21 protein-coding genes and 1 tRNA gene are annotated in these 20,190 nt (G+C 68.1%); 10 read left to right on the top strand and 12 right to left on the bottom strand.

All coding sequences use genetic code 11. The annotated features are described in order from the left end of the window. The first annotated feature begins 3 nt into the window (after positions 1 to 3). Together rdgB and hemW are read left to right on the top strand one after the other, a co-directional pair. Entirely contained in the window at positions 4 to 621 is a 618-nt protein-coding gene (gene rdgB, locus A2G96_RS05505; RefSeq protein ID WP_062797472.1) for an RdgB/HAM1 family non-canonical purine NTP pyrophosphatase, read from the top strand. Then, positions 618 to 1,850, top strand: coding sequence for a radical SAM family heme chaperone HemW (gene hemW / locus A2G96_RS05500; RefSeq protein WP_062797469.1), 1,233 nt, complete (start codon positions 618 to 620; stop codon positions 1,848 to 1,850). Before rdgB ends, hemW begins: the two co-directional genes overlap by 4 nt. 82 nt (positions 1,851 to 1,932) lie before the next feature. Here the strand turns inward: hemW and A2G96_RS05495 are convergent, their stop codons facing one another. Beyond that, positions 1,933 to 2,442, bottom strand: a complete 510-nt coding sequence (locus A2G96_RS05495; protein WP_062802078.1) for an outer membrane lipoprotein — start codon at positions 2,440 to 2,442, stop codon at positions 1,933 to 1,935. Positions 2,443 to 2,739: 297 nt separating this feature from the next. Between A2G96_RS05495 and A2G96_RS05490 the strand changes: the two genes are divergently transcribed. Continuing rightward, positions 2,740 to 2,829: transfer RNA gene (locus A2G96_RS05490), tRNA-Ser, on the top strand. Between the two features lie 29 nt (positions 2,830 to 2,858). On the opposite strand, the gene A2G96_RS05485 is transcribed toward A2G96_RS05490, so the two are convergent. The 7 genes from A2G96_RS05485 to A2G96_RS05455 all read right to left on the bottom strand — a co-directional run bounded on the left by A2G96_RS05485 (position 2,859) and on the right by A2G96_RS05455 (position 9,047). Beyond that, complete coding sequence (locus A2G96_RS05485) at positions 2,859 to 3,968, bottom strand: IclR family transcriptional regulator (protein ID WP_231909617.1); 1,110 nt, start codon at positions 3,966 to 3,968, stop codon at positions 2,859 to 2,861. Next, positions 3,926 to 4,909 (bottom strand): Bug family tripartite tricarboxylate transporter substrate binding protein, encoded by a 984-nt coding sequence (locus A2G96_RS05480; protein ID WP_231909616.1) that lies wholly within the window; start codon positions 4,907 to 4,909, stop codon positions 3,926 to 3,928. The genes A2G96_RS05485 and A2G96_RS05480 overlap by 43 nt, the downstream gene beginning before the upstream one ends. Positions 4,910 to 5,085: 176 nt before the next feature. Continuing rightward, the gene (locus tag A2G96_RS05475; RefSeq protein WP_062797467.1) at positions 5,086 to 5,481 is read right to left on the bottom strand and encodes a hypothetical protein; all 396 of its coding nucleotides are present in this window, start codon (positions 5,479 to 5,481) and stop codon (positions 5,086 to 5,088) included. Between the two features lie 54 nt (positions 5,482 to 5,535). Beyond that, positions 5,536 to 6,711 carry an osmoprotectant ABC transporter ATP-binding protein OsmV gene (locus A2G96_RS05470; protein ID WP_062797465.1) on the bottom strand — a complete coding sequence of 392 codons (1,176 nt, stop codon included), beginning with the start codon at positions 6,709 to 6,711 and terminating at the stop codon, positions 5,536 to 5,538. Then, on the bottom strand, positions 6,708 to 7,358 hold the full coding sequence (locus A2G96_RS05465) for an ABC transporter permease (RefSeq protein WP_062797462.1): 651 nt from the start codon (positions 7,356 to 7,358) through the stop codon (positions 6,708 to 6,710). Before A2G96_RS05465 ends, A2G96_RS05470 begins: the two co-directional genes overlap by 4 nt. A gap of 10 nt (positions 7,359 to 7,368) precedes the next feature. Then, positions 7,369 to 8,304: a glycine betaine ABC transporter substrate-binding protein gene (locus A2G96_RS05460; protein ID WP_062797460.1), complete on the bottom strand. Its 936-nt coding sequence runs from the start codon at positions 8,302 to 8,304 to the stop codon at positions 7,369 to 7,371. Between the two features lie 26 nt (positions 8,305 to 8,330). Next, on the bottom strand, positions 8,331 to 9,047 hold the full coding sequence (locus A2G96_RS05455; protein WP_025582549.1) for an ABC transporter permease: 717 nt from the start codon (positions 9,045 to 9,047) through the stop codon (positions 8,331 to 8,333). Positions 9,048 to 9,716: 669 nt separating this feature from the next. Between A2G96_RS05455 and A2G96_RS05450 the strand changes: the two genes are divergently transcribed. The 6 genes from A2G96_RS05450 (at position 9,717) to A2G96_RS05425 (ending at position 16,129) form a co-directional block, all read left to right on the top strand. Continuing rightward, on the top strand, positions 9,717 to 10,634 hold the full coding sequence (locus tag A2G96_RS05450) for a pirin family protein (RefSeq protein ID WP_062797458.1): 918 nt from the start codon (positions 9,717 to 9,719) through the stop codon (positions 10,632 to 10,634). A 296-nt stretch (positions 10,635 to 10,930) separates the two neighbouring features. Further along, entirely contained in the window at positions 10,931 to 12,493 is a 1,563-nt protein-coding gene (locus A2G96_RS05445; protein ID WP_062797456.1) for an ABC transporter ATP-binding protein, read from the top strand. Then, entirely contained in the window at positions 12,486 to 13,595 is a 1,110-nt protein-coding gene (locus A2G96_RS05440; protein ID WP_082818853.1) for an ABC transporter permease, read from the top strand. The genes A2G96_RS05445 and A2G96_RS05440 overlap by 8 nt, the downstream gene beginning before the upstream one ends. A gap of 18 nt (positions 13,596 to 13,613) precedes the next feature. Further along, positions 13,614 to 14,534 (top strand): ABC transporter permease, encoded by a 921-nt coding sequence (locus A2G96_RS05435; protein WP_062797452.1) that lies wholly within the window; start codon positions 13,614 to 13,616, stop codon positions 14,532 to 14,534. A gap of 55 nt (positions 14,535 to 14,589) precedes the next feature. Then, positions 14,590 to 15,735: a BMP family ABC transporter substrate-binding protein gene (locus A2G96_RS05430; protein ID WP_062797451.1), complete on the top strand. Its 1,146-nt coding sequence runs from the start codon at positions 14,590 to 14,592 to the stop codon at positions 15,733 to 15,735. Positions 15,736 to 15,835: 100 nt separating this feature from the next. Then, positions 15,836 to 16,129, top strand: coding sequence for a YkvA family protein (locus A2G96_RS05425; RefSeq protein WP_062797448.1), 294 nt, complete (start codon positions 15,836 to 15,838; stop codon positions 16,127 to 16,129). A gap of 69 nt (positions 16,130 to 16,198) precedes the next feature. Here A2G96_RS05425 and A2G96_RS05420 read toward each other — a convergent pair whose 3' ends face one another. Genes A2G96_RS05420 through A2G96_RS05405 form a run of 4 tightly spaced genes read right to left on the bottom strand, consistent with a single transcriptional unit; the run spans position 16,199 to position 19,404 of the window. Beyond that, complete coding sequence (locus A2G96_RS05420) at positions 16,199 to 17,176, bottom strand: quinone oxidoreductase family protein (RefSeq protein ID WP_062797446.1); 978 nt, start codon at positions 17,174 to 17,176, stop codon at positions 16,199 to 16,201. A 49-nt stretch (positions 17,177 to 17,225) separates the two neighbouring features. After that, entirely contained in the window at positions 17,226 to 17,627 is a 402-nt protein-coding gene (locus A2G96_RS05415; RefSeq protein ID WP_174549311.1) for a methylglyoxal synthase, read from the bottom strand. A 44-nt stretch (positions 17,628 to 17,671) separates the two neighbouring features. Then, positions 17,672 to 18,460 carry an SDR family oxidoreductase gene (locus A2G96_RS05410; protein WP_062797442.1) on the bottom strand — a complete coding sequence of 263 codons (789 nt, stop codon included), beginning with the start codon at positions 18,458 to 18,460 and terminating at the stop codon, positions 17,672 to 17,674. A 56-nt stretch (positions 18,461 to 18,516) separates the two neighbouring features. Beyond that, positions 18,517 to 19,404 carry a DMT family transporter gene (locus tag A2G96_RS05405; RefSeq protein WP_062802075.1) on the bottom strand — a complete coding sequence of 296 codons (888 nt, stop codon included), beginning with the start codon at positions 19,402 to 19,404 and terminating at the stop codon, positions 18,517 to 18,519. Positions 19,405 to 19,609: 205 nt separating this feature from the next. Between A2G96_RS05405 and A2G96_RS05400 the strand changes: the two genes are divergently transcribed. After that, positions 19,610 to 20,086, top strand: a complete 477-nt coding sequence (locus A2G96_RS05400) for a MarR family winged helix-turn-helix transcriptional regulator (RefSeq protein WP_062797440.1) — start codon at positions 19,610 to 19,612, stop codon at positions 20,084 to 20,086. The last annotated feature ends 104 nt before the right edge of the window (positions 20,087 to 20,190 follow it).

The raw sequence follows: 20,190 nt of genomic DNA, 5'->3' as shown, positions 1-20,190 counted from the left end.
GCGATGCAACGCCTGGTACTGGCCTCCAACAATCCCGGCAAGCTGCGCGAATTCGGCGCGCTGCTGGCCCCGCTCGGCTTTGACGTGGTAACGCAGGGCGAGCTCGGCATCCCAGAAGCCGAAGAACCCTTTGCCACCTTCGTCGAGAACGCGCTGACCAAGGCCCGCCATGCCAGCCGGCTCGCCGGCCTGCCCGCGCTGGCCGATGACTCCGGCATCTGCGCGCAGGCGCTGGGCGGCGCGCCCGGGGTCTATTCCGCGCGCTATGCGCAGATGGCGGGACAGGCCAGGTCGGACTCGGCCAACAACGCCTACCTGGTCTCGCAGCTGGCCGGCAAGCTCAACCGCCACGCTTACTACTACTGCGTGCTGGTGTTCGTGCGCCATGCCGATGACCCGTGCCCGATCATCGCCGAAGGCGTGTGGCATGGCGAGGTCGTCGACGCGCCGCGCGGTGCGGGCGGCTTCGGCTACGACCCGCACTTCCTGCTGCCGGAGCTGGGCAAGACCGCGGCCGAGCTGCCGCCGGAAGAGAAGAACCGCGTCAGCCACCGCGCCCAGGCGCTGCGCGCACTGGTGGCCCGGCTGCAGGCCGAGGCCGCGGAGCCTGCCCCCCGATGATCCCGATCGTACCGGCCTCGGCGTCCGTGCCCGTCGACAGCAAGCAGCTGTGGCTCAAGCCCGGGCAGATCAGCCTGCCCGGCTCGCCGCCGCTGTCGCTGTACGTGCATATCCCGTGGTGCGTGCGCAAGTGTCCGTATTGCGATTTCAACTCGCACGCCGCGCCCGGCGCCGACAACCACGAGATCCCGGAAGACCTGTACCTGGACGCGCTGCGCGCGGACCTGGAGCAGTCGCTGCCGCTGGTATGGGGCCGGCCGGTGCATACCGTCTTTATCGGCGGCGGCACCCCGAGCCTGCTGTCGGCGGCGGGCATGGACCGGCTGCTGTCGGATATCCGCGCGCTGCTGCCGCTCGACGCCGATGCCGAGATCACGATGGAGGCCAATCCCGGCACCTTCGAAGCCGACAAGTTCGCCAGCTACCGCGCCAGCGGCATCAACCGGCTGTCGATCGGCATCCAGAGCTTCAATGACCGGCACCTGCAGGCACTGGGCCGCATCCACGGCGGCACCGAAGCGCGCCGCGCCATCGACATCGCCCAGGCCAGCTTCGACAACATCAACCTGGACCTGATGTACGCGCTGCCCGGCCAGACCCTGCAGGAATGCCAGGCCGACGTCGAGGCCGCGCTGGCCTACGGCACCACGCACCTGTCGCTGTACCACCTGACGCTGGAGCCGAACACGTTGTTCGCGAAGTTCCCGCCGGCGCTGCCCGACGACGACAGCGCATACGAGATGCAGGACTGGATCGAAGCGCGCACCGCCGCGGCAGGCTATCGGCACTACGAGACCTCGGCGTATGCGAAGCCGCATCGCGAGGCGCGCCACAACCTGAACTACTGGCACTTCGGCGATTACCTCGGCATCGGCGCCGGCGCGCACGGCAAGCTGTCGTTCCCGCAGCGCGTGCTGCGCCAGATGCGGCACAAGCATCCGGCAACCTACATCGCCCAAGCCATGGCCGGCAACGCGGTGCAGGAAGCGCGCGACGTCGGCGCCGACGAGCTGCCGTTCGAGTTCATGCTCAACGCGCTGCGCCTGACCGACGGCGTGCCGGCGTCGAGCTTCCACGACTACACCGGGCTGCCGCTCCACACCATCAGCAAGCAGCTGGCCGAGGCGGAGAAAAAAGGCTTGCTGGAAGCCGACCTGACCACGATCCGACCCACCGAGCTGGGCCGGCGCTTCCTCAATGACTTGCAGGAGATGTTCCTGAAGGACTGAGCGGCGCGCAGTCCGGCAGCGATAAAAAAAGGCCACGCAAGCGCGTGGCCTTTTGCCTTCCGGCAAACGTCAGCCTGGCAGGTCAGTACGGCGTGGCCATGTCGTTGGCCACGCGCGCGCGCATGCCCACCTGCAGGCTGCCCAGGTTGGACTGCGTCACCGTGGCGAGGCGGCCGTCATCGAGCCGCACGTTGACGCGATAGACCGTCTGCGTATTGCTGCCCGCGCGCTTCTCGATCTGGTTGCCGGCCACGGCGCCGACCACGGCACCGCCGATGGTCGCCGCGGTCTGGCCGCGCCCACCGCCGATCTGGTGGCCCAGCAGGCCGCCCGCGGCGCCGCCGATCACGGTGCCCAGCAGGCCCGAGCTGCCTTGCGTGGTGGTGACCGGCTCGATCGATTCCACGCGGCCGTAGTAGACCGCGCCGGCCGGCGCTTGCGAGGTGTGGGGGTTCTGGTAACCCGGCGGCGGCGCGTTGTAGCCGGTGTTGTAGCCCTGGTCGTAGCCACTGCCGTACGGCGCCGCACAACCGGCCAGCGCGGCCGCGGCGGCCACCGGAACGATCAGCCATGTCTTGCTAGGGGTTCGCATTTTGCGCATTTTGAGTTCTCCTCTGTTGCCAGGCGAAAGCCGGGGATGCGGCACACACCGCAGTGCCCGGTACGACAATATGAGCGATGGCGCGATGTGAAGGTTCCGCCTTGTCAGACGGAACCTGACAGCGCGGCAGAGGATGTGGCAGGAAATTTACGCTCGCCGCCCAAGCCGCGGCGCAAGTCCCCATCAAGCCGCGCGGGGCTTGTATAATGCGCGGCCAGACCGTGGCGTCTGCATGCGGCAATGCGCCGGAGGGCCTGCCCTTTCGCGCTACAATGCCCGCACTTTTCCGGAAGCGTGGCCGAGTGGTTTAAGGCAGCAGTCTTGAAAACTGCCGATGGGGTGACCCATCCGTGAGTTCGAATCTCACCGCTTCCGCCAGTTTGCTGCGAGGGACAGGGCCGCTTCGGTCAGCGCAGTTCCAGCGCCTTCTCGATCGACCTGACCATGGCCACCAGCCGCGGACCGATGTCCGCTGTCAGCTGGCCCTGCCGCAGCAGGTAATCCGGCATGCTGCAGTTGAATACCAGGATCTCGCCGTCAGGCAGGGGACGCATCGGCACGGCGACGGCATGGGTCCGCGGCTGCCAGTCGCCCAGCGAACAACAAAACCCGCGCGCCTCAAACGCCCGAAGATTCGCCTCGATGGCCGCCCGATACCTGGCCCACTGCTCAGGCAATTTGACCCGCAACTCATTGATCAGCGCCGTGCGTTCGCCGGGTGCATAAGCGGCAAGCAATGCCCGTCCCATTGCCGTGCGGGCGATGGGAAAGCTCAGGCCGGCGTCGGCAGGGTTGGGGAGCTGTGCCCCGCCCAGGCTGCTTTCGACATACATGACATTGAGCCGGTCGCGCATGCCAAGCGCGACGGTACCGCCGACAGCATCCGCCAGCGCCTTCATGAAGGGCCGGGCGGCTTGCCTGACATTCAAACTCGCCAGCAGCGGATAGCCGATCGAGAGCACCGCCGAGCCCAGCTGGTACTTGCCGTTGATGCGGTTGGCGCGAAGATAGCCCATCCGCACCAGCGTGTACGTGAAGCGTGAAATGGTGGCCTTGGGCATGCCGGTGCGCGCCGCCAGCTCGGCATTGCTCAGCTGCGAATCGCGCGACGTAAAGCAGTGGAGTACGGCAAAGCCGCGCGCCAGCGTCATCGCGAACTGCCGGTCGTCTTCGAACGCATCGAGCGTGACATGCGCAGACGCCAGCACCGGCTCGGGGCCGGGCCAGCGATCGGTTTGCCGGGCCGGTTCGCCCTGCCCCGGCGGCTCGGCTGCATCCCGTCTGCATGGGAACGGCTGCGGCATCCTTCGCTCCAGGAATGAATATGGACAGTCATGGCCCCGGCAGTGTGACAGGATCGGGCAGCGCGGGCGCAGCGATTCCCGCCAGACGTGCGCAGCCGTTTCCGCCGCGCATGCGGAAACGGCTGCGCAACCACCCAAGCGCTGGAAACTGCGCCGCGACGATTCAACGCCTAGTTGAACTTCACGCCGGTCGCCTTGACGAGGCCTGCCCACGTCCTGGTTTCGATGCGCATCTGCTCGGCGAACGCCGCCCGCCCGATCTGGGTATCGTGCAGGCCGAACTCCGCCACCCTGGCCTTCATGGCGGGGTCGGCGGCGGCTGCATGCGCGGCCTGTTCGAGCAAATCGACGATCGGCTCAGGTGTGTGCGCCGGGGCGAACAGGCCGAACCAGATATCGAGCTTCAGCGGGATGCCGCATTCGGCGAACGTCGGGATATCCGGCAATGCCGGCGAGCGCTCGGCGCCACTGACCGCGAGCGGCCGCAGCTTGCCGGCCCGGATCAGCGACAGCGCGGTGGTGGTGTCGGACATCCCGATCGGCAAGGTGCCGCCCATCACGTCGGCCAGCACGGGGCTGGCGCCCTTGTACGGGACATGACGGAGCTGGATCCCAGCCGCGACGTTGATGCTGGTTACCGCCAGATGGCCGCCGGAACCTTCGCCCCAGGAACCGTAGGCAATGTCCGCGCCGGGCTTTTTCGCCATCGCAATCAGCTCCGGCAGGCTGTGCGCGGCAAAGCCCGGATTGGCGACCAGCACGTTGCCGCCGTAGGCAATGCGGGAGACGGGAACGAAGTCCCGCAGCGGATCATAGGGCAGGCGCGGGAAGGTCGACGGGGCGATGACATGCGTGCCCGAGACGCCGAGCAGCAAGGTATAGCCGTCCGGAGCGGCGCGTGCCACCTTGTGCGCGCCAATGGTGCCGCTTGCCCCGGGGACATTCTCGACCACGATGGGCTGCTTCAGGATAGCGCTCATGCGGGCGGCAACCACGCGCGCGAGCACGTCGCCGCCACCGCCGGCCGTATAGGGCACGACCAGGCGGATGGGCTTGTCGGGATACGCCGCGTGCGCCGTTGCCGACGTTGTCGACGTTGCCATCGCCAGCATCGATGCGGCGAGCCCCAGGCATGCGCTGGCGAGGCTTTTCAATTGCTGTCTCCTGTCTTGTTTTCGGCATCCGATGCCGCCCTTGGGCTGGCCGGCTATCCCGCAGCGGCATCGCAAGGCTTTGAGCGACTTTAGCAATGCGGACAGCGGCGCGAAATCACTGTTTCGCAGAGTCGAACGCAACGCATGCGCCCGCAAAAGAAAACGGCCCGCACCAGTCACTGGTGCGGGCCGTCGTCTCCTTCGGCGGCGTCGTGCAGGCCTTGCTTCAGCAGCCGGTAGGCCTCGGCCTCGGAGATCCGCAGCCGGTATTTCGTCGCCAGCACGCGCGCCAGCCCGCGGGCCGCGCCCGGCGGGCTGTGGCGCAGCTGCTCGCGGTAGGCCTCGACCTCATAGCGCAGGCGCCAGCGCCGGCTGGCCAGGTAGAGCACGCCCATCAGCCCCCAGCTGCGCCAGAACTGGCGCACGTGGACCTTCTCATGCTCGATCAGCGCCTGGGGGGCGCCGGGACGCAGCAGGATCAGCGGGCCGGGCGTGAAGCCGTCAAACCCGCGCGGGATCAGCCAGCGGGTTTCGATGACCAGACACAGGGGCGAGCGGCAATAGCGGAGCATGCCTCTAGCATAGCGCGGCCGGCCGCGTCGTGGCGTGGGCGTCCGGTTGCCCGCTCAGGCGGCCGCGCGCAGCGGCGCCGCGGGTGCCGCCGGGGTCGCCGGCACGCCGGCCTGGCCGCGCGATCGGCCGGAGCTCAGGTAGCCGGCGATCGATTCCTGCGTGACCTCGCCCAGGTAGGCGCCGTCGGCGCCCATCACCGGCAGCCAGCTGGTGTTGTGCTGGTACATGCGCGACAGCACGATGCGCAGGTGCTCGTCGAACGCCGCGGTGGCCGCGAACGGGCGCATCACGTCGCTGCACGTGCCCTGGCCCGAGCGCGCGTCGCGGCGCGTGACGTAGCCCAGCGCGACCTGCGCGTCGTCGACCACCGGCAGGTGGCGCACGTCGGCGTCGTCCATCACGCCCAGCGCCTCGGCCAGCGGCATGTCCGGGCGGCAGCTCGGCGGCATGGTGGCGGCATCGCCGGCGCGCACCAGCAGCAGGCGCTTGAGCGTGTTGTCGTGGCCGACGAAGGCCTGCACGAACTCATCGGCCGGATGCGCCAGCAGCGCGTCGGGATGGTCGAACTGCACCAGCTTGCCGCGGCGGAACACTGCGACCTTGTCGGCCAGCTTGATGGCCTCGTCGATATCGTGCGAGACCATGATCACGGTCTTGCCGAGCTGGCGCTGCATCTGCAGGAATTCGTTCTGGATGCTCTCGCGGTTGATCGGGTCGACCGCGCCGAAGGGCTCGTCCATCAGCAGCAGCGGCGCGTCGGCCGCCAGTGCGCGGATCACGCCGATGCGCTGCTGCTGGCCGCCGGACAGCTCGCGCGGATAGCGCGCCAGCAGCCGGTTGGGATCGAGCTGCACCATCGCCATCAGCTCGCGCGCGCGCTCGCGGCACTGCTTCTTGTCCCAGCCCAGCAGGCGCGGCACCACCATGATGTTCTCTTCGATGGTCATGTTGGGGAACAGGCCGATCTGCTGGATCACGTAGCCGATCTTGCGGCGCAGCGTCACGCCATCGAGTCCGCGCGTGTCCTCGCCTTCGATGCGCACCGTGCCCGAGGTCGGCTCGATCAGCCGGTTGATCATCTTCAGCGTGGTGGTCTTGCCGCAGCCCGACGGGCCCAGGAAGACGCAGATCTCGCCGCGCGGCACCGTCAGCGACACGGCGTCGACGGCGCGCGTTTCCGTGCCGTCTTTCTGCGGGAAGGACTTGGTGAGTTGGTCGAGTTCGATCATAGACGGATCCCCTTCGGCGTCAGCGCCCGCTGCAACCCCTGCAGCAAGGCGTCCGCCACGATGGCGAGCAGGCTGACCAGGACCGCGCCCACGGCCAGCTTGCTCATGTTGCTCTGGCTGATCGCCTGCAGGATCAGCACCCCAAGGCCACCCGCGCCGATGATGGCGGCAATGGTGGCAACCCCGATATTCATCACCACGGCGGTGCGCACGCCGCCGAGGATCACCGGCACCGCCAGCGGCAGGTCGACCAGCCGCATCCGTTGCCAGGTGGTCATGCCGATGCCGCGGCCCGCTTCCTGGATGCCGGGATCGACATTGGCGAGCGCGGTGTAGGTGTTGCGCATGATCGGCAGCAGCGAGTACAGGAACACCGCCGTCACCGCGGGCACGTAGCCGAGCGCATGGCCGAAGCGCGCGAAGATCGGGATCATCAGCCCGAACAGCGCGATCGACGGCAGCGTCAGCACGATCGTCGCCAGCGCCAGCAGCGGCGTCGCCAGCGCGCGGAAACGCGTGATCAGGATGCCCAGCGGCACCCCGATCAGGATCGCCAGCCCCACCGCCGAGCCCACCAGCGCCAGATGCTCGCCGGTCAGCTTCAGCAGCGTGGGCCAGCTGTGTTGCAGGTATGCGAACAAGTCCATGCGGCCCTCCTCAGATCAGTCCGTGGCCGCGCAGGAAGTCCTCCGCCACCTTGTCCACCGGCTGCTGGCCGATGTCCACCTTGTAGTTCATCTCGGTCATGCTGTCGTTGTCGAGCTTCGCCGCGAGCGCGTTGAGCAGGCCCGCCAGTTCCGGATGCTGGTCGAGCACGGGCTTGCGCACCACCGGCGCCGCGTTGTACGGCGGGAAGAAGTGCTGGTCGTCTTCCAGCAGCACCAGGTCGAAGCCCTTGACGCGGCCGTCGGTCGCATACACCAGCCCTAGTTCGACCTGGTTGTTCTTCAGCGCGGTGTAGACCAGGCCCGGATCGAGTTGGATCACGTCGCGGCGCGAGAACGGCAGCTGGTACAGCGCCTTGAGCGGCTCCAGCCCGTCCGGGCGCGCGGCGAATTCCATGTCGACGGCGAACGGATGGCTGGCGTCGGCGCCGGCCTTGCGCATGCGCTCCGCAAAGGCCGACAGCGTGGTCACGCCGCTGGCCGCCGCGCGCTCCTTCGGCATGGCCAGCGCATAGGTGTTGTTGATGCCCGAGGGGTCCAGCCACACCAGCCCGCGCGCACCGTCCATCTGCTTGACGCGCGCATAGCTTTGCTGCGCATCGAGCTTCTCCTCGACCTTGTTGAACACGATCAGCGCGGTGCCGGTGTAGTCCCACACCACGTCGAGCTGGTCGTTCTCCATCGCCTGGCGCATCAGCGTGCTGCCCAGGCCTGCGGTCAACTCGGCGTCGAAGCCCTTGGCGCGCAGGTACTTGGTGGTCATCGACGACAGCAGCAGCTGTTCGGTGAAGTTCTTGCCGCCCACGCGGATCGGCGCGGACTCGGCGCGCGCTTCGGGCGCGGTGGCCAGCGCCAGCCCCGCCGCGAACGCGGTAACGGCTGCCACCAGCATGGCGGCGCGGCGCGCGCGGCGGCGGATAAATTGCATCGGATCTTTCATATCGGCCCCTTGGTTCAGCGTGCCAGGCCGCGGCGGCGCAGGTATAGCTGGCCGGCGGCGGCGAACAGTGCATCGAGCGCCAGCGCCAGCAGCGCGGTGGCGGCAGCGCCCAGCAGCAGCAGCGGCTGGTTGTTCAGGTAGATGCCCGGGAAAATCAGCTCGCCCAGGCTGTTGGCGCCGATCAGAAACGACAGCGGCACGGTGCCGACGTTGATCACCAGCGCGATGCGGATGCCGGCCAGCATCACCGGCAGCGCGTTGGGCAGCTCCACCCGCACCAGGCGCTGCGCCGGCGTCATGCCGATGCCGCGCGCCGCTTCCAGCAGCGTCGGCGAGACATTGCGCAGGCCCTCGTAGGTATTGCGCACGATCGGCAGCAGCGAGGCCAGCCACAGCGCCAGGATGGCGGGCCGCTCGCCGATGCCGAGCACGGCCAGCGCCAGCGCCAGCACCGCCAGCGACGGCACGGTATTGCCGACATTGAAGACCTGCATCAGCCGGTCGGCCCAGCGCCGCATGCACGGGCGGCTCAGCGCGATGCCCGCCGGGATGCCGGTGGCCAGCGCCAGCGCCATCGACAGCACCACCAGCCGCAGGTGGTCGACGACGTCGTAGAGCAGGCGTTCCTGGTACTGGCGAATCACATCGACGCCGATCCACGCCACCAGCGCAGCCAGCGCGGCAAGCGTCAGTCCTGCCCAGGCCAGTGCCCGTGCCGGTTGCTTTGACATACTCTCCCCTTCTCCGGCCCAAAAAAGCGCGCAGCGCGCCACTTTCCGGCGACGGAAAACAATATGGGCTGGTGCGTGCGGAGATGGGCGCCACCAGTCCCGGTTCAGATTGCCTTGCCGCCATGACCGGCACGATTGCCGGCGGACGGTCTGTGGATTCGTCCGCCGCGGGCGGGGAATCTCGATTGACGGGATGCCGTGTGGGCGGTCCCTGAAGCGGCGCAACCGGCGGTGCAAGCACAGCGCGAACGGTTGGCCAGTGGCAGCGCAAGTATTGAAGTTTTCCGACGCGCCGCCGGTCCATCGGCCGTTGACTGGCAAGAGCTGGCGGGACTTTCCCCACCCTGCTTCTCGCATCAACGGATGACAAAGAGAGCGCTATTATAGCGATCTTCATCGATCTTGTCATCTTTGGGCTTTCCGGCGGCGATCTGACAGCGATTTCCGGGCTTCCTGCCGCCGCTGTGCGAGGCTCCGCACGCGCCACACGCCGCGCCGCGATCGTTCCGGAATCGAACCAGCGAGCCACTGGACTTGAGTCACTGGCAGAACAATCTGTTGCCCTTGCGCCCTCTACTCTTTCCCCGCCAAACCACTAAATTGACGAGGTAGCTGAAACGACGGACCGGCCGGCCATCGCCCCGCCGGACCGCCACACAGGAGCAAGACATGGATACCCGTACCCTCGCCACCATTCCCGCCGCCGCCGCGGAAAGCGTGCAGCGCTCGCGCACCGTCGACCGCGTGGTGCGCGGCATCGCCACCTCCGACGGCGCCGGCGTCAAGCTGACGCGCGTGCTGACGCAGAACCTGCAGCGCCGGCTCGATCCGTTCCTGATGCTCGATGCCTTCGGCACCGACAGCAAGGACGACTACATCGGCGGCTTCCCCGATCATCCGCACCGCGGCTTCGAGACCATCACCTACATGCTGGCCGGACGCATGCGCCATCGCGACAGCGCCGGCAACGAGGGCCTGCTGCAGGGCGGCGGCGCGCAGTGGATGGTGGCCGGCGCCGGCGTCGTCCACTCGGAAATGCCCGAACAGGAAGACGGCCGCATGGAAGGCTTCCAGCTGTGGCTGAACCTGCCGGCCGCCGACAAGATGACGGCGCCGTGGTATCGCGACCTGCCCGCCGCCGAGATCCCGACGGTGGCGCTGGAGCATGGCGCCACGGTGCGCGTGCTGGCCGGCGCCAGCCATGGCGTGGCCGGCGCGATCACGCGCCCGGTGACCGAGCCGGTCTACCTCGACGTCGAGCTGTCGGCCGGTCAGGACTTCGCGCAGGCGCTGCCGGCCGGGCATAACGCCTTTATCTACGTGTACCGGGGCGAAGTCTCGGTCGGCGCGGGCGACGACCGCGCCGTGGTCGAGGCGCAGCGCATGGGCGTACTGGACAACGCCGGCCAGGCTGACGGCGTCATCGTGCGGGCCGAGGCCGACGCGCGCTTCCTGCTGATCGCCGGCCGCCCGCTGAACGAGCCGATCGCGCAGTACGGCCCGTTCGTGATGAACACGCAGGAGCAGATCTACCAGACCCTGGCGGATTTCCGGGATGGGAGGTTTGCGACGGCTACGGGCGGGTAATCCGCCGCCCGATCTGCTCGCCAGCGTTACAAGACCGCCGCCTCCGGCAAGAAGGCGGCGTTTTTTTTGTGCTTGCGCCGGCATGCGACTTGCAACCACCCGCCAACCGTTGCACAGACTGGACACCGGCCCGATTCAAGCCTTCCAGCCCGTGCACACTTATATAATTCGTCACCAATATCCGGCATCACGAATCCATGATGAATGCTGCAATGCGTCGCGGCGATGCTGCGCCACGCACTGCCGCGCTTTGACGCATCCCCGTTGCTGCCACAACAACAACCCGAGCCGCCTCAGTGACATCACAACTCCCTCCCCGGCTGGCGCTGGCCCATATCAGCAAGCGCTACCCGGGCGTCGTCGCCAACGACGACGTCAGCCTCAGCGTCGCGCCCGGCGAGATCCATGCCGTGCTGGGTGAAAACGGCGCCGGCAAGTCCACCCTGATGAAGATCATTTTCGGCGCGGTCCGTCCGGATGCCGGCGAGATGCACTTCAACGGGGCGCCGGTCAGCATCGGCAGCCCGCACGACGCCCGCAACCTGGGCATCGCCATGGTGTTCCAGCATTTCTCGCTGTTCGACACGCTGACCGTGGCGGAGAACATCGCGCTGGGCCTGCCGGCCGCGCAACAGGGCAATATGAAGCAGCTGGCCGGGCGCATCCGCGCCACCGCCGAACGCTACGGCCTGCCGCTGGAGCCGAGCCGCCATGTGCATACGCTGTCGGTGGGCGAGCGCCAGCGCGTCGAGATCGTGCGCGCGCTGCTGGCCAGCCCGCAGTTGCTGATCCTGGACGAGCCCACCTCGGTGCTGACGCCGCAGGCAGTGGAAACGCTGTTCGTCACGCTGCGCCAGCTGGCCGCCGAAGGCACCAGCATCCTCTACATCAGCCACAAGCTCGACGAGATCCGCGCGCTGTGCCATCACGCCACCGTGATGCGCATGGGCAAGGTCACCGGCGTGTGCGATCCGCGCCAGGAAACCGCGGCGTCGCTGTCGCGCCTGATGATCGGCGGCGAACCGCCGCGCGAGGCGCGCGTTGCGGCCGAACGCGGGCCGGTGCGGCTTAGCGTGCAGGGCCTGTCGCTGCCGCGCGCGCATGCGTTCGCGACCGAGCTGAGCCAGGTTGCGCTCGATGTGCACGCGGGCGAGATCGTCGGCATCGCCGGGGTTTCGGGCAACGGCCAGCAGGAATTGCTGGCCGCGCTGTCCGGCGAGGACACGCGCGCCGACGCCACCTCGGTGCAGCTCGATGGCAAGCCCGCGGGCCGCCTCGATGCGCGCCAGCGCCGCCGCGCCGGACTGGCCTTCGTGCCGGAAGAGCGCCTGGGCCGCGGCGCGGTGCCGGGCATGAGCCTGGCCACCAATATCCTGCTGTCGCACCAGACCCCGCCCTATGTCCGGCAAGGCATGATCTCGCCTGGCGCCGCCAGCGGGCTGGCGTCGGCGGTGATCAACCGCTTCCGCGTCAAGGCCAGCGGGCCGCAGGCGCTGGCGCGCAGCCTGTCGGGCGGCAACCTGCAGAAATTCATTGTCGGCCGCGAGATCGAAAGCGGCCCGAAGGTGCTGATCGTGGCGCAACCGACCTGGGGTGTGGACGTCGGCGCCGCGGCGCAGATCCACAACGAGATCCTGGCGCTGAAGGCCACCGGCTGCGCCATCCTGGTGGTGTCGGAAGAGCTCGACGAGCTGTTCGCGATCTGCGACCGGCTGCACGTGATTGCCAAGGGCCGGCTGTCGCCGTCGCTGGCGACCGAGGCCGCCACGCGCGAGCAGGTCGGGCTGTGGATGAGCGGTCTGTGGGATGGCGGTCCGGCCCGGGCCAACGCCGGCGGGGAGGTGGCAAGCCATGGCTGATATGCGCCCCCTGATGCCCCGTTCCCCGCTGACGCTGGCGCCGCGCGGTGTGCCCTCGCGCGCGATGGCCTACGCCTCGCCGGTGCTGGCGCTGGCGCTGACGCTGCTGTTCGGCGCGCTGCTGTTCCTGGCGCTCGGCAAGGACCCCGTGGCCGCGCTCAAGGTGTTCCTGGCCGATCCGCTGCGCGACAAACGTGCGATCGGCGAGGTGCTGCTCAAGACCGTGCCGCTGGTGCTGTGCGCGCTGGGCCTGTCGGTATGCTACCGCGCCAACGTGTGGAATATCGGCGCCGACGGCCAGCTGATTGCCGGCGGCATCTGCGCCGGCGCGGCGGTGCTGTACTTCGATGTGCCGGGACAAACGATGAACGGCACCGTGGTGCTGGTGCTGGCGTCGCTGGCCGGCATTGCCGGCGGCATGGCGTGGGCCTCGCTCACCGCGCTGCTCAAGGACCGCTTCAACGCCAACGAGATCCTGGTCTCGCTGATGCTGACCTATATCGCGCAGCAGCTGCTGCTGTGGGTGGTCAACGGGCCGCTGAAGGATCCCGACGGCATGAACTTCCCGCAATCCAAGGTGTTCTCTTCCGACTACCTGCTGCCGAACCTGATGTCGGGCTCGCGGCTGCATGCCGGCTTTGTCGTGATGCTGGTGCTGGTGGCGGTGATGACGGTGTTCGTGTTCCGCAGCTTCGCCGGCTACCGGCTGCAGGTCGGCGGCACCGCGCCGGCGGCGGCGCGCTATGCGGGCTTCTCGGCGCGCAGCGCGCTGTGGAGCGCGCTGCTGATCTCGGGCGCCACCGCGGGGCTGGCGGGCGCGTTCGAAGTGGTCGGGCCGATCGGGCAGCTGCTGCCGTCGATCTCGCCGGGCTATGGCTTCACCGCCATCATCGTCGCCTTTATCGGCCGGCTGCATCCGGTCGGCACCGTGTTCGGCGGCATCATGATGTCGCTGTTCTATATCGGCGGCGAGATGGCGCAGTCGCGCCTGGGCCTGCCTTCGGCCATCGGCTGGGTGTTCCAGGGCATGCTGCTGTTCTTCCTGCTGGCGTGCGACACGCTGATCGACAACCGCCTGCGCTGGCGCGCGGCCACGGCCTGAGCGGAGCACACCAACAACATGGAACAACTCGCCCCCCTCATCGCCACCGCCATCAACGCCGGCACGCCGCTGCTGCTGGCGGCGCTGGGCCTGCTGATCAACGAACGCTCGGGCGTGCTCAACCTGGGCGCCGAAGGCATGATGCTGGTCGCCGCGGTGGCCGGGTTCATGGTCGGCTACCAGACCCAGTCGCCGCTGCTCGGCTTTGCCGCCGGCGCGCTGGCCGGCATGCTGATGGCCACGCTGTTCTCGTGGCTGGCGCTGGTGCTGGCCACCAACCAGGTCGCCACCGGACTGGCGCTGTCGATCTTCGGCACCGGCCTGTCGGCCTTCATGGGCCAGCGCTTCGTCGGTTATGCCATGCCGGCGCAGGCCAAGGCCGTGCCGGGACTGGCCGACCTGCCCTTCGTCGGTCCGGCGTTCTTCCAGCATCACTGGATGGTGTATTTCAGCCTGCTGCTGTGCTTCGCCATCATGTGGTTCCTGTTCCGCACGCGCGCGGGGCTGACGCTGCGCGCGATCGGCGAATCGCCGGAATCCGCGCATGCGCTGGGCTACCCGGTGCGCACCATCCGCTTCGGCGCGCTGCTGTTCGGCGGCGCCTGCTGCGGGCTGGCGGGCGCCTACCTGTCGCTGGTCTACACCCCGATGTGGGTCGAGAACCTGGTGGCGGGCCGCGGCTGGATCGCGCTGGCGCTGACGACCTTTGCCACCTGGCGTCCGGGCCGCGTGCTGGTGGGCGCGTGGCTGTTCGGCGCCGTGACCATCCTGCAGTTCTATCTGCAAGGCGTAGGCGTGTCGGTGCCGTCGCAGTTCCTGTCGATGCTGCCCTATGCCGCCACCATCGTGGTGCTGGCGCTGATCTCGCGCAATCCGGCATGGATACGCCTGAACATGCCGGCGTCGCTGGGCAAGCCGTTCCGCCCCGGCAACGCCTGATCGTTTTTTCTGACGGAAATCCCCGAGCCATCAACGATTCACACAAGGAGAAATCATGATCGTCACGCGCAGGAAGACCCTGGCGGCGCTGGCCGCCACCGCCGTGCTGGCCCTGGCCGGCTGCGGCAAGAAAGAAGCCGACAAGCCCGCCGAGACGCCTGCACCGGGCGCCGCGCCTGCTGCCGAGCAGAAGGCCGAGCCGCTCAAGGTCGCCTTCGTCTATATCGGCCCGGTCGGCGACGCCGGCTGGACCTTCGCGCATGACAACGGCCGCAAGGCGGTCGAAGAGAAGTTCGGCAACAAGGTCAAGACCACCTTCGTCGAGAACGTGCCCGAATCCGCCGCCGACGCCGAGCGCGTGTTCCGCGACCTGGCCAGCCAGGGCAACAAGCTGATCTTCGGCACCACCTTCGGCTACATGGAGTCGATGCTCAAGGTGGCGAAGGAATTCCCGGACGTGAAGTTCGAGCACGCCACCGGCTTCAAGACCGCCGACAACCTGGCCCAGTATGACGTGCGCACCTATGAAGGCGCCTACCTGGCGGGCGTGGTCGCCGGCAAGATGAGCAAGACCGGCAAGATGGGCGTGGTGGCGTCGGTGCCCATCCCCGAGGTGATCCGCAATATCGACTCGTTCACGCTGGGCGCGCGCAGCGTCAACCCGAACGCCACGGTCAAGGTGGTGTGGGTCAACAAGTGGTTCGATCCGGGCAAGGAACGCGAAGCCGCGACCACGCTGATCGGCCAGGGCGTCGACATGCTGATGCAGAACACCGACTCCGCCGCCGTGGTGCAGACCGCGCAGGAAAAAGGCGTGCATGCCTTCGGCTGGGACAGCGACATGACCAAGTTCGGCGACAAGGCGCACCTGGCCGCGTCGGTGATCTCGTGGGGCGTCTACTACAACAAGGTGGTCGAAGACGTGCTGAACAACCAGTGGAAGAACAGCACCACGTGGTGGGGCCTGAAGGAAGGCATGATCGACCTGAAGAGCTACAACGCGGACGTGCCGGCCGAGGTCAAGGCCCTGGTCGACGAGCGCAAGAAGGGCATCATCGACGGCACCGCGCCGATCTGGAAGGGACCGATCAAGGACAACACCGGCAAGGAACAGCTGGCCAGGGACCAGGTCGCCGACGACAAATTCCTGCACGGCGTGAAGTTCTACGTCGAGGGCGTGGAAGGGAAAATCCCGGGTTGAGCATCCGCGCGCACCTCCGGAACTTGAAGCCCGCGAGACCGGCCCAACCTCTCTGCGTATACGCCGGTGTCAGGCGCCCGCCATGTGAAGGAGGCCTCTCATGTTGAAGCGTTTTTCGGCCCTGTGGACGCTGGTTCGCCGCGACGGCCGCCTGTTCTGGTATGCGCTGCGCCATCCGGACGCCCCGGCATGGCTGAAACCGGCGGCGATCGGGCTGCTGCTGTACGCGATCTCGCCGATCGATCTGGTACCTGACGTGGTCGCGGGCCTCGGCATCATCGACGACGTGGTGCTGATCCCGCTGGCGGTCCACCTGATCCTGAAGCGCCTGCCACCGCATATCCTGCGCCAGGCGCAGGCGCGCGCCACCGCCACCACGGTACGGCCGCACTGACGCCGCCACCAAAAAATCCCCGGGACACCGAGTGTCCCGGGGATTTTTCATGCCTGCGCAAAACCGCTTTCAGTGCGGCAGCAGGATGGTCGAGCCGGTGGTCTTGCGCGCTTCCAGGTCGCGGTGCGCCTGCGCCACTTCGGACAGCGCGTAGCGCTGGCGGATATCGACCTTGATCTTGCCGGTGGTGACGGCGTCGAACAGGTCGGCCACCATCGGCTCGAGCAGTTCGCGGTGTACCACGTAGGTCATCAGCGTCGGCCGCGTCAGCCGCAGCGAGCCCTTGCTGCCCAGCACCGACAGGTCGAACGGCGGCACCGGACCCGAGGCGTTGCCGAAGCTGACCATGGTGCCGCGCGGCGCCAGGCAGTCGAGCGAGCCCTGGAAGGTGTCCTTGCCGATCGAGTCATAGACCGCCGGCACGCCCTTGCCGTTGGTGATCTCCCTGACCCGTTCGACGAACGATTCGCGCGTATAGACGATGGTGTGGGCGCAGCCGTTGGCGCGCGCCAGTTCGGCCTTTTCGTCGCTGCCGACGGTGCCGATCACGGTCACGCCCAGCGCCTTCAGCCACTGGCACGCGATCAGGCCGACGCCGCCCGCGGCCGCGTGCAGCAGCACGGTGTCGCCGGGCTGCACCTTGTAGCTGTCGCGGATCAGGTATTGCGCGGTCAGCCCCTGCAGCATCATCGCCGCGGCGGTGTCGAACGGGATCGCATCGGGCAGCCGCACCACGATATCGGCCGGCATCACCCGCACCTGCGCATAGGCGCCGGTGGGACGGCCGGCATAGGCGACGCGGTCGCCCACGGCGACGTGGCGCACGCCCTCGCCCACCGCCTCGACCACGCCGGCGCCTTCCATGCCGAGCCCGCCCGGCAGCGGCTGCTTGTACAGCCCGGTGCGGAAATAGACATCGATGTAGTTCAGGCCCACTGCTTCATGGCGCACGCGCACTTCGCCGGGGCCGGGGTCGCCCACCTGTACATCGACCCACTGCATGACTTCGGGACCGCCGGTCTGCTCGATCCGGATGGCTTTGCTCATCTGCGTCGCTCCTTGTTTTGGTGAGGCATCGATCGGGAATGCGGGGAAATCAGCCGGCCTGCGCCGCGCCGTTCTCGCGCGCAAGCCCGGCCAGCAGCAGCTCGGCGCTGGCCACGTTGGTCGCGCACGGCACGTTGTGCACGTCGCAGGCGCGCACCAGCGCGTTGATATCGGGTTCGTGCGGCTGCGGCGTCATCGGGTCGCGCAGGAACACCACCGCGCTGACTCGGCCTTCGGCCAGCTGCGCGCCGATCTGCAGGTCGCCGCCCCACGGCCCCGACAGCATGCGCATGACGTCGAGCCCGACTTCGTCGATCAGGCGCCCGCCGGTGGTGCCGGTGGCAAGCAGTTCGCACTGCGACAGGAAGGCGCGATGGCGCGCGGCGAAGGCGACGATGTCGTCCTTCTTGTGGTCATGGGCGATCAGCGCGATACGAGGCCGGTTCATCAGGGCTTCCTTGTGGCGGAGTACGGTAAAGGGCGGGAAACTGCAACTCAGAACGTGCCAGGGAAGGCGCCGCCGTCGAGCAGGATGTTCTGGCCGGTGATGTAGCCGGCATGGCGGCTGCACAGGAAGGCGCAGGTGGCGCCGAACTCGGCCGGCTCGCCGAAGCGGCGCGACGGGTTGGCCGCGGCGCGGCGCTGCGCCACTTCCTCGACGCTCAGGCCGGCCTTCTTCGCGCCGCCTTCCATGGTCTTGAACAGCCGGTCGGTATTGAACGGGCCCGGCAGCAGGTTGTTGATGGTGACGCCGTGCTGCGCCACTTCGCGCGCGACGCCGGCAACGAAGCCGGTCAGCCCGGAGCGCGCGCCGTTGGACAGGCCCAGCACATCGATCGGCGCCTTGACCGCGCCGCTGGTGATATTGATGATGCGGCCCCACTTGCGCGCGATCATGCCGTCGACGGTGGCCTTGATCAGCTCGATCGGGGTCAGCATGTTGGCGTCGAGCGCGGCCAGCCAGTCGCTGCGCTCCCAGTCGCGGAAATTGCCCGGCGGCGGGCCGCCGGCGTTGTTGACCAGGATGTCGAGATCGCCCAGCTTGGCGGCGGCGTCGAGCGCCGCCGTGCGGCCCTCGGGCGTGGTGATGTCGGTCGCCACCGCGATCACGCGGCGGCCATGGCGCGCGCGCAGGTCGGCCGCGGCCTTTTCCAGCGCCTCGGCGCCGCGCGCCACGATCACCACGTCGACGCCTTCGGCCGCCAGCGCGTCGGCGCAGGCAAAGCCCAGGCCCTTGCTGGCGCCGCATACCAGCGCATGCTTGCCGCGCAGTCCCAGATCCATGTGTTTTCTCCCTAGTCTGTTGTCCATGACGGACCCGCGCCGGGCGGGCCCGCGAATCAGTTTTTCCTTGCCGACAGCAAATACATGCCGCCCAGCACCAGCGCGCTGCCGGCCAGCTGCACGCCGCTGACGGGCTCGCCAAGCAGCCAGAACGCCAGCAACAGCGTCGACACCGGCCCGATCATGCCGGCCTGCGACGCCATCGGCGCGCCGATGCGCGCCACTGCGACCATGGTCAGCGACACCGGCAGCACGGTGCAGAACACCGCGTTGACCAGCGACAGCCACATCACCGGCGCCGGCTGCGCCAGCTCCGCCAGCGGCCGGCCCAGCACCAGGTACTGGATCACGCAGCACGCGGTCGACACGCACATGGCATACGCCACCAGCCGCAGCGAGCCGATGCGCCGCACCAGCTCGCCGCTCAGGATCAGGTAGATACCATAGGTGATGGCGCTGCCCAGCACCAGCGCGCCGCCCAGCCACACCTGGCTGCCGCTGACATCGAGGTCATGCGCGAACACCAGCACGATGCCGGCATAGGCCAGCAGCAGCGACAGCCACTGGTGCCTGCCGATCGGCCGGCGCAACAGCAGCGCAGTGGCCAGCAGCACGAACGACGGCGTCAGGAACAGGATCAGCCGCTCCAGCCCGGCAGTGATGTACTGCAGGCCGACGAAGTCCAGGAAGCTGGACAGGTAGTAGCCGATAAAGCCGAGAAACACCACCCGGCCACGGTCCGCCCACGACAGCGGCGCCAGCCGGCGCGACTGCCACCAGCCGATCGCCATGAACAGCGGTACCGCGAACAGCATGCGCAGCGTGATCACCATCACGGCATCGACGTTGTAGCGGTACATCAGCTTGGCGACGATCGCCTTGGCCGAGAACAGCACCGCGCCCACCGCGGCGATGACAAGGCCCGAGCGCTGCGGCGACGGCAGCGCGGCGGGCACGGCGGGAGACGTGTGGGAGGCGGGCACGAAGAATACGGGGAAAGCGGACCGGCACGGCGGCCCCGCAAAACGACCCGACGATTGTATTCGAAAAGGCGCGAGGGCATCGGACGCCGCCCCGGCCGCGCGCACGCCCTGTTGCGCGGCCTTCCTCGGTATACTCTCGGTCACCTCCAGCCACCGCGCCTGCTTCGTGCCCCAGCCCGCCGACACGCCTTCCGGCAAGCCCGCCGCCGACTATGACTTCACCGAGCAGGTGGGCCATCTGCTGCGCCGCGCCTACCAGCGCCATGTCGCGATCTTCCAGCAGACCATCCCCGATTCGCAGCTGACCGCGGCGCAGTTCGTGGTGCTGTGCGCGGTGCGTGATCGGCAACCCTGCTCGATGAACGAGGTGGTGCGCGCCACCGCGATCGACCAGGCCACGGTGCGCGGCATCATCGACCGGCTCAAGTCGCGCAAGCTGATCGCGGTCTCGCATGACCCCAACGACCGGCGCAAGGTCGTGGTAACGGTCACGCCCGCCGGGCTGGCGCTGATCGACCAGACCGTGCCGTTCGCGAAGGAGATCTCGGAGCAGACCTTCGGCAGCCTGAATCCGGCCGAGCGCGTGGCGGTGACTTACCTGCTGCGCAAGATGAGCGAGATCGATGAGGGGAATGGCGGCTAGCTAGCACGCTGCAGACTCCCAGATTCTCGCTTGTTTTCTCCCCTCTCCCGCATGCGGGATGTATAGACCGGGGACATGGTGGACGCATGTGCGAGGACATGGTG

It is taken from the genome of Cupriavidus nantongensis, from assembly GCF_001598055.1.
GTDB lineage: Bacteria > Pseudomonadota > Gammaproteobacteria > Burkholderiales > Burkholderiaceae > Cupriavidus > Cupriavidus nantongensis.
This window is presented reverse-complemented; position numbering and strand designations above follow the sequence as displayed.

Bases quoted from the DNA above. Each gene is read 5' to 3' on its own strand.
- A2G96_RS05420 (WP_062797446.1), bottom strand. From the start codon at position 17,176: ATGAGCAAAGCCATCCGGATCGAGCAGACCGGCGGTCCCGAAGTCATG.
- A2G96_RS05425 (WP_062797448.1), top strand. From the start codon at position 15,836: ATGTTGAAGCGTTTTTCGGCCCTGTGGACGCTGGTTCGCCGCGACGGC.
- hemW (WP_062797469.1), top strand. From the start codon at position 618: ATGATCCCGATCGTACCGGCCTCGGCGTCCGTGCCCGTCGACAGCAAG.
- A2G96_RS05475 (WP_062797467.1), bottom strand. From the start codon at position 5,481: ATGCTCCGCTATTGCCGCTCGCCCCTGTGTCTGGTCATCGAAACCCGC.
- A2G96_RS05460 (WP_062797460.1), bottom strand. From the start codon at position 8,304: ATGCAATTTATCCGCCGCCGCGCGCGCCGCGCCGCCATGCTGGTGGCA.
- A2G96_RS05440 (WP_082818853.1), top strand. From the start codon at position 12,486: ATGGCTGATATGCGCCCCCTGATGCCCCGTTCCCCGCTGACGCTGGCG.
- A2G96_RS05435 (WP_062797452.1), top strand. From the start codon at position 13,614: ATGGAACAACTCGCCCCCCTCATCGCCACCGCCATCAACGCCGGCACG.
- A2G96_RS05465 (WP_062797462.1), bottom strand. From the start codon at position 7,358: ATGGACTTGTTCGCATACCTGCAACACAGCTGGCCCACGCTGCTGAAG.
- A2G96_RS05455 (WP_025582549.1), bottom strand. From the start codon at position 9,047: ATGTCAAAGCAACCGGCACGGGCACTGGCCTGGGCAGGACTGACGCTT.
- A2G96_RS05430 (WP_062797451.1), top strand. From the start codon at position 14,590: ATGATCGTCACGCGCAGGAAGACCCTGGCGGCGCTGGCCGCCACCGCC.
- A2G96_RS05450 (WP_062797458.1), top strand. From the start codon at position 9,717: ATGGATACCCGTACCCTCGCCACCATTCCCGCCGCCGCCGCGGAAAGC.
- A2G96_RS05495 (WP_062802078.1), bottom strand. From the start codon at position 2,442: ATGCGAACCCCTAGCAAGACATGGCTGATCGTTCCGGTGGCCGCCGCG.
- A2G96_RS05410 (WP_062797442.1), bottom strand. From the start codon at position 18,460: ATGGATCTGGGACTGCGCGGCAAGCATGCGCTGGTATGCGGCGCCAGC.
- rdgB (WP_062797472.1), top strand. From the start codon at position 4: ATGCAACGCCTGGTACTGGCCTCCAACAATCCCGGCAAGCTGCGCGAA.
- A2G96_RS05470 (WP_062797465.1), bottom strand. From the start codon at position 6,711: ATGATCGAACTCGACCAACTCACCAAGTCCTTCCCGCAGAAAGACGGC.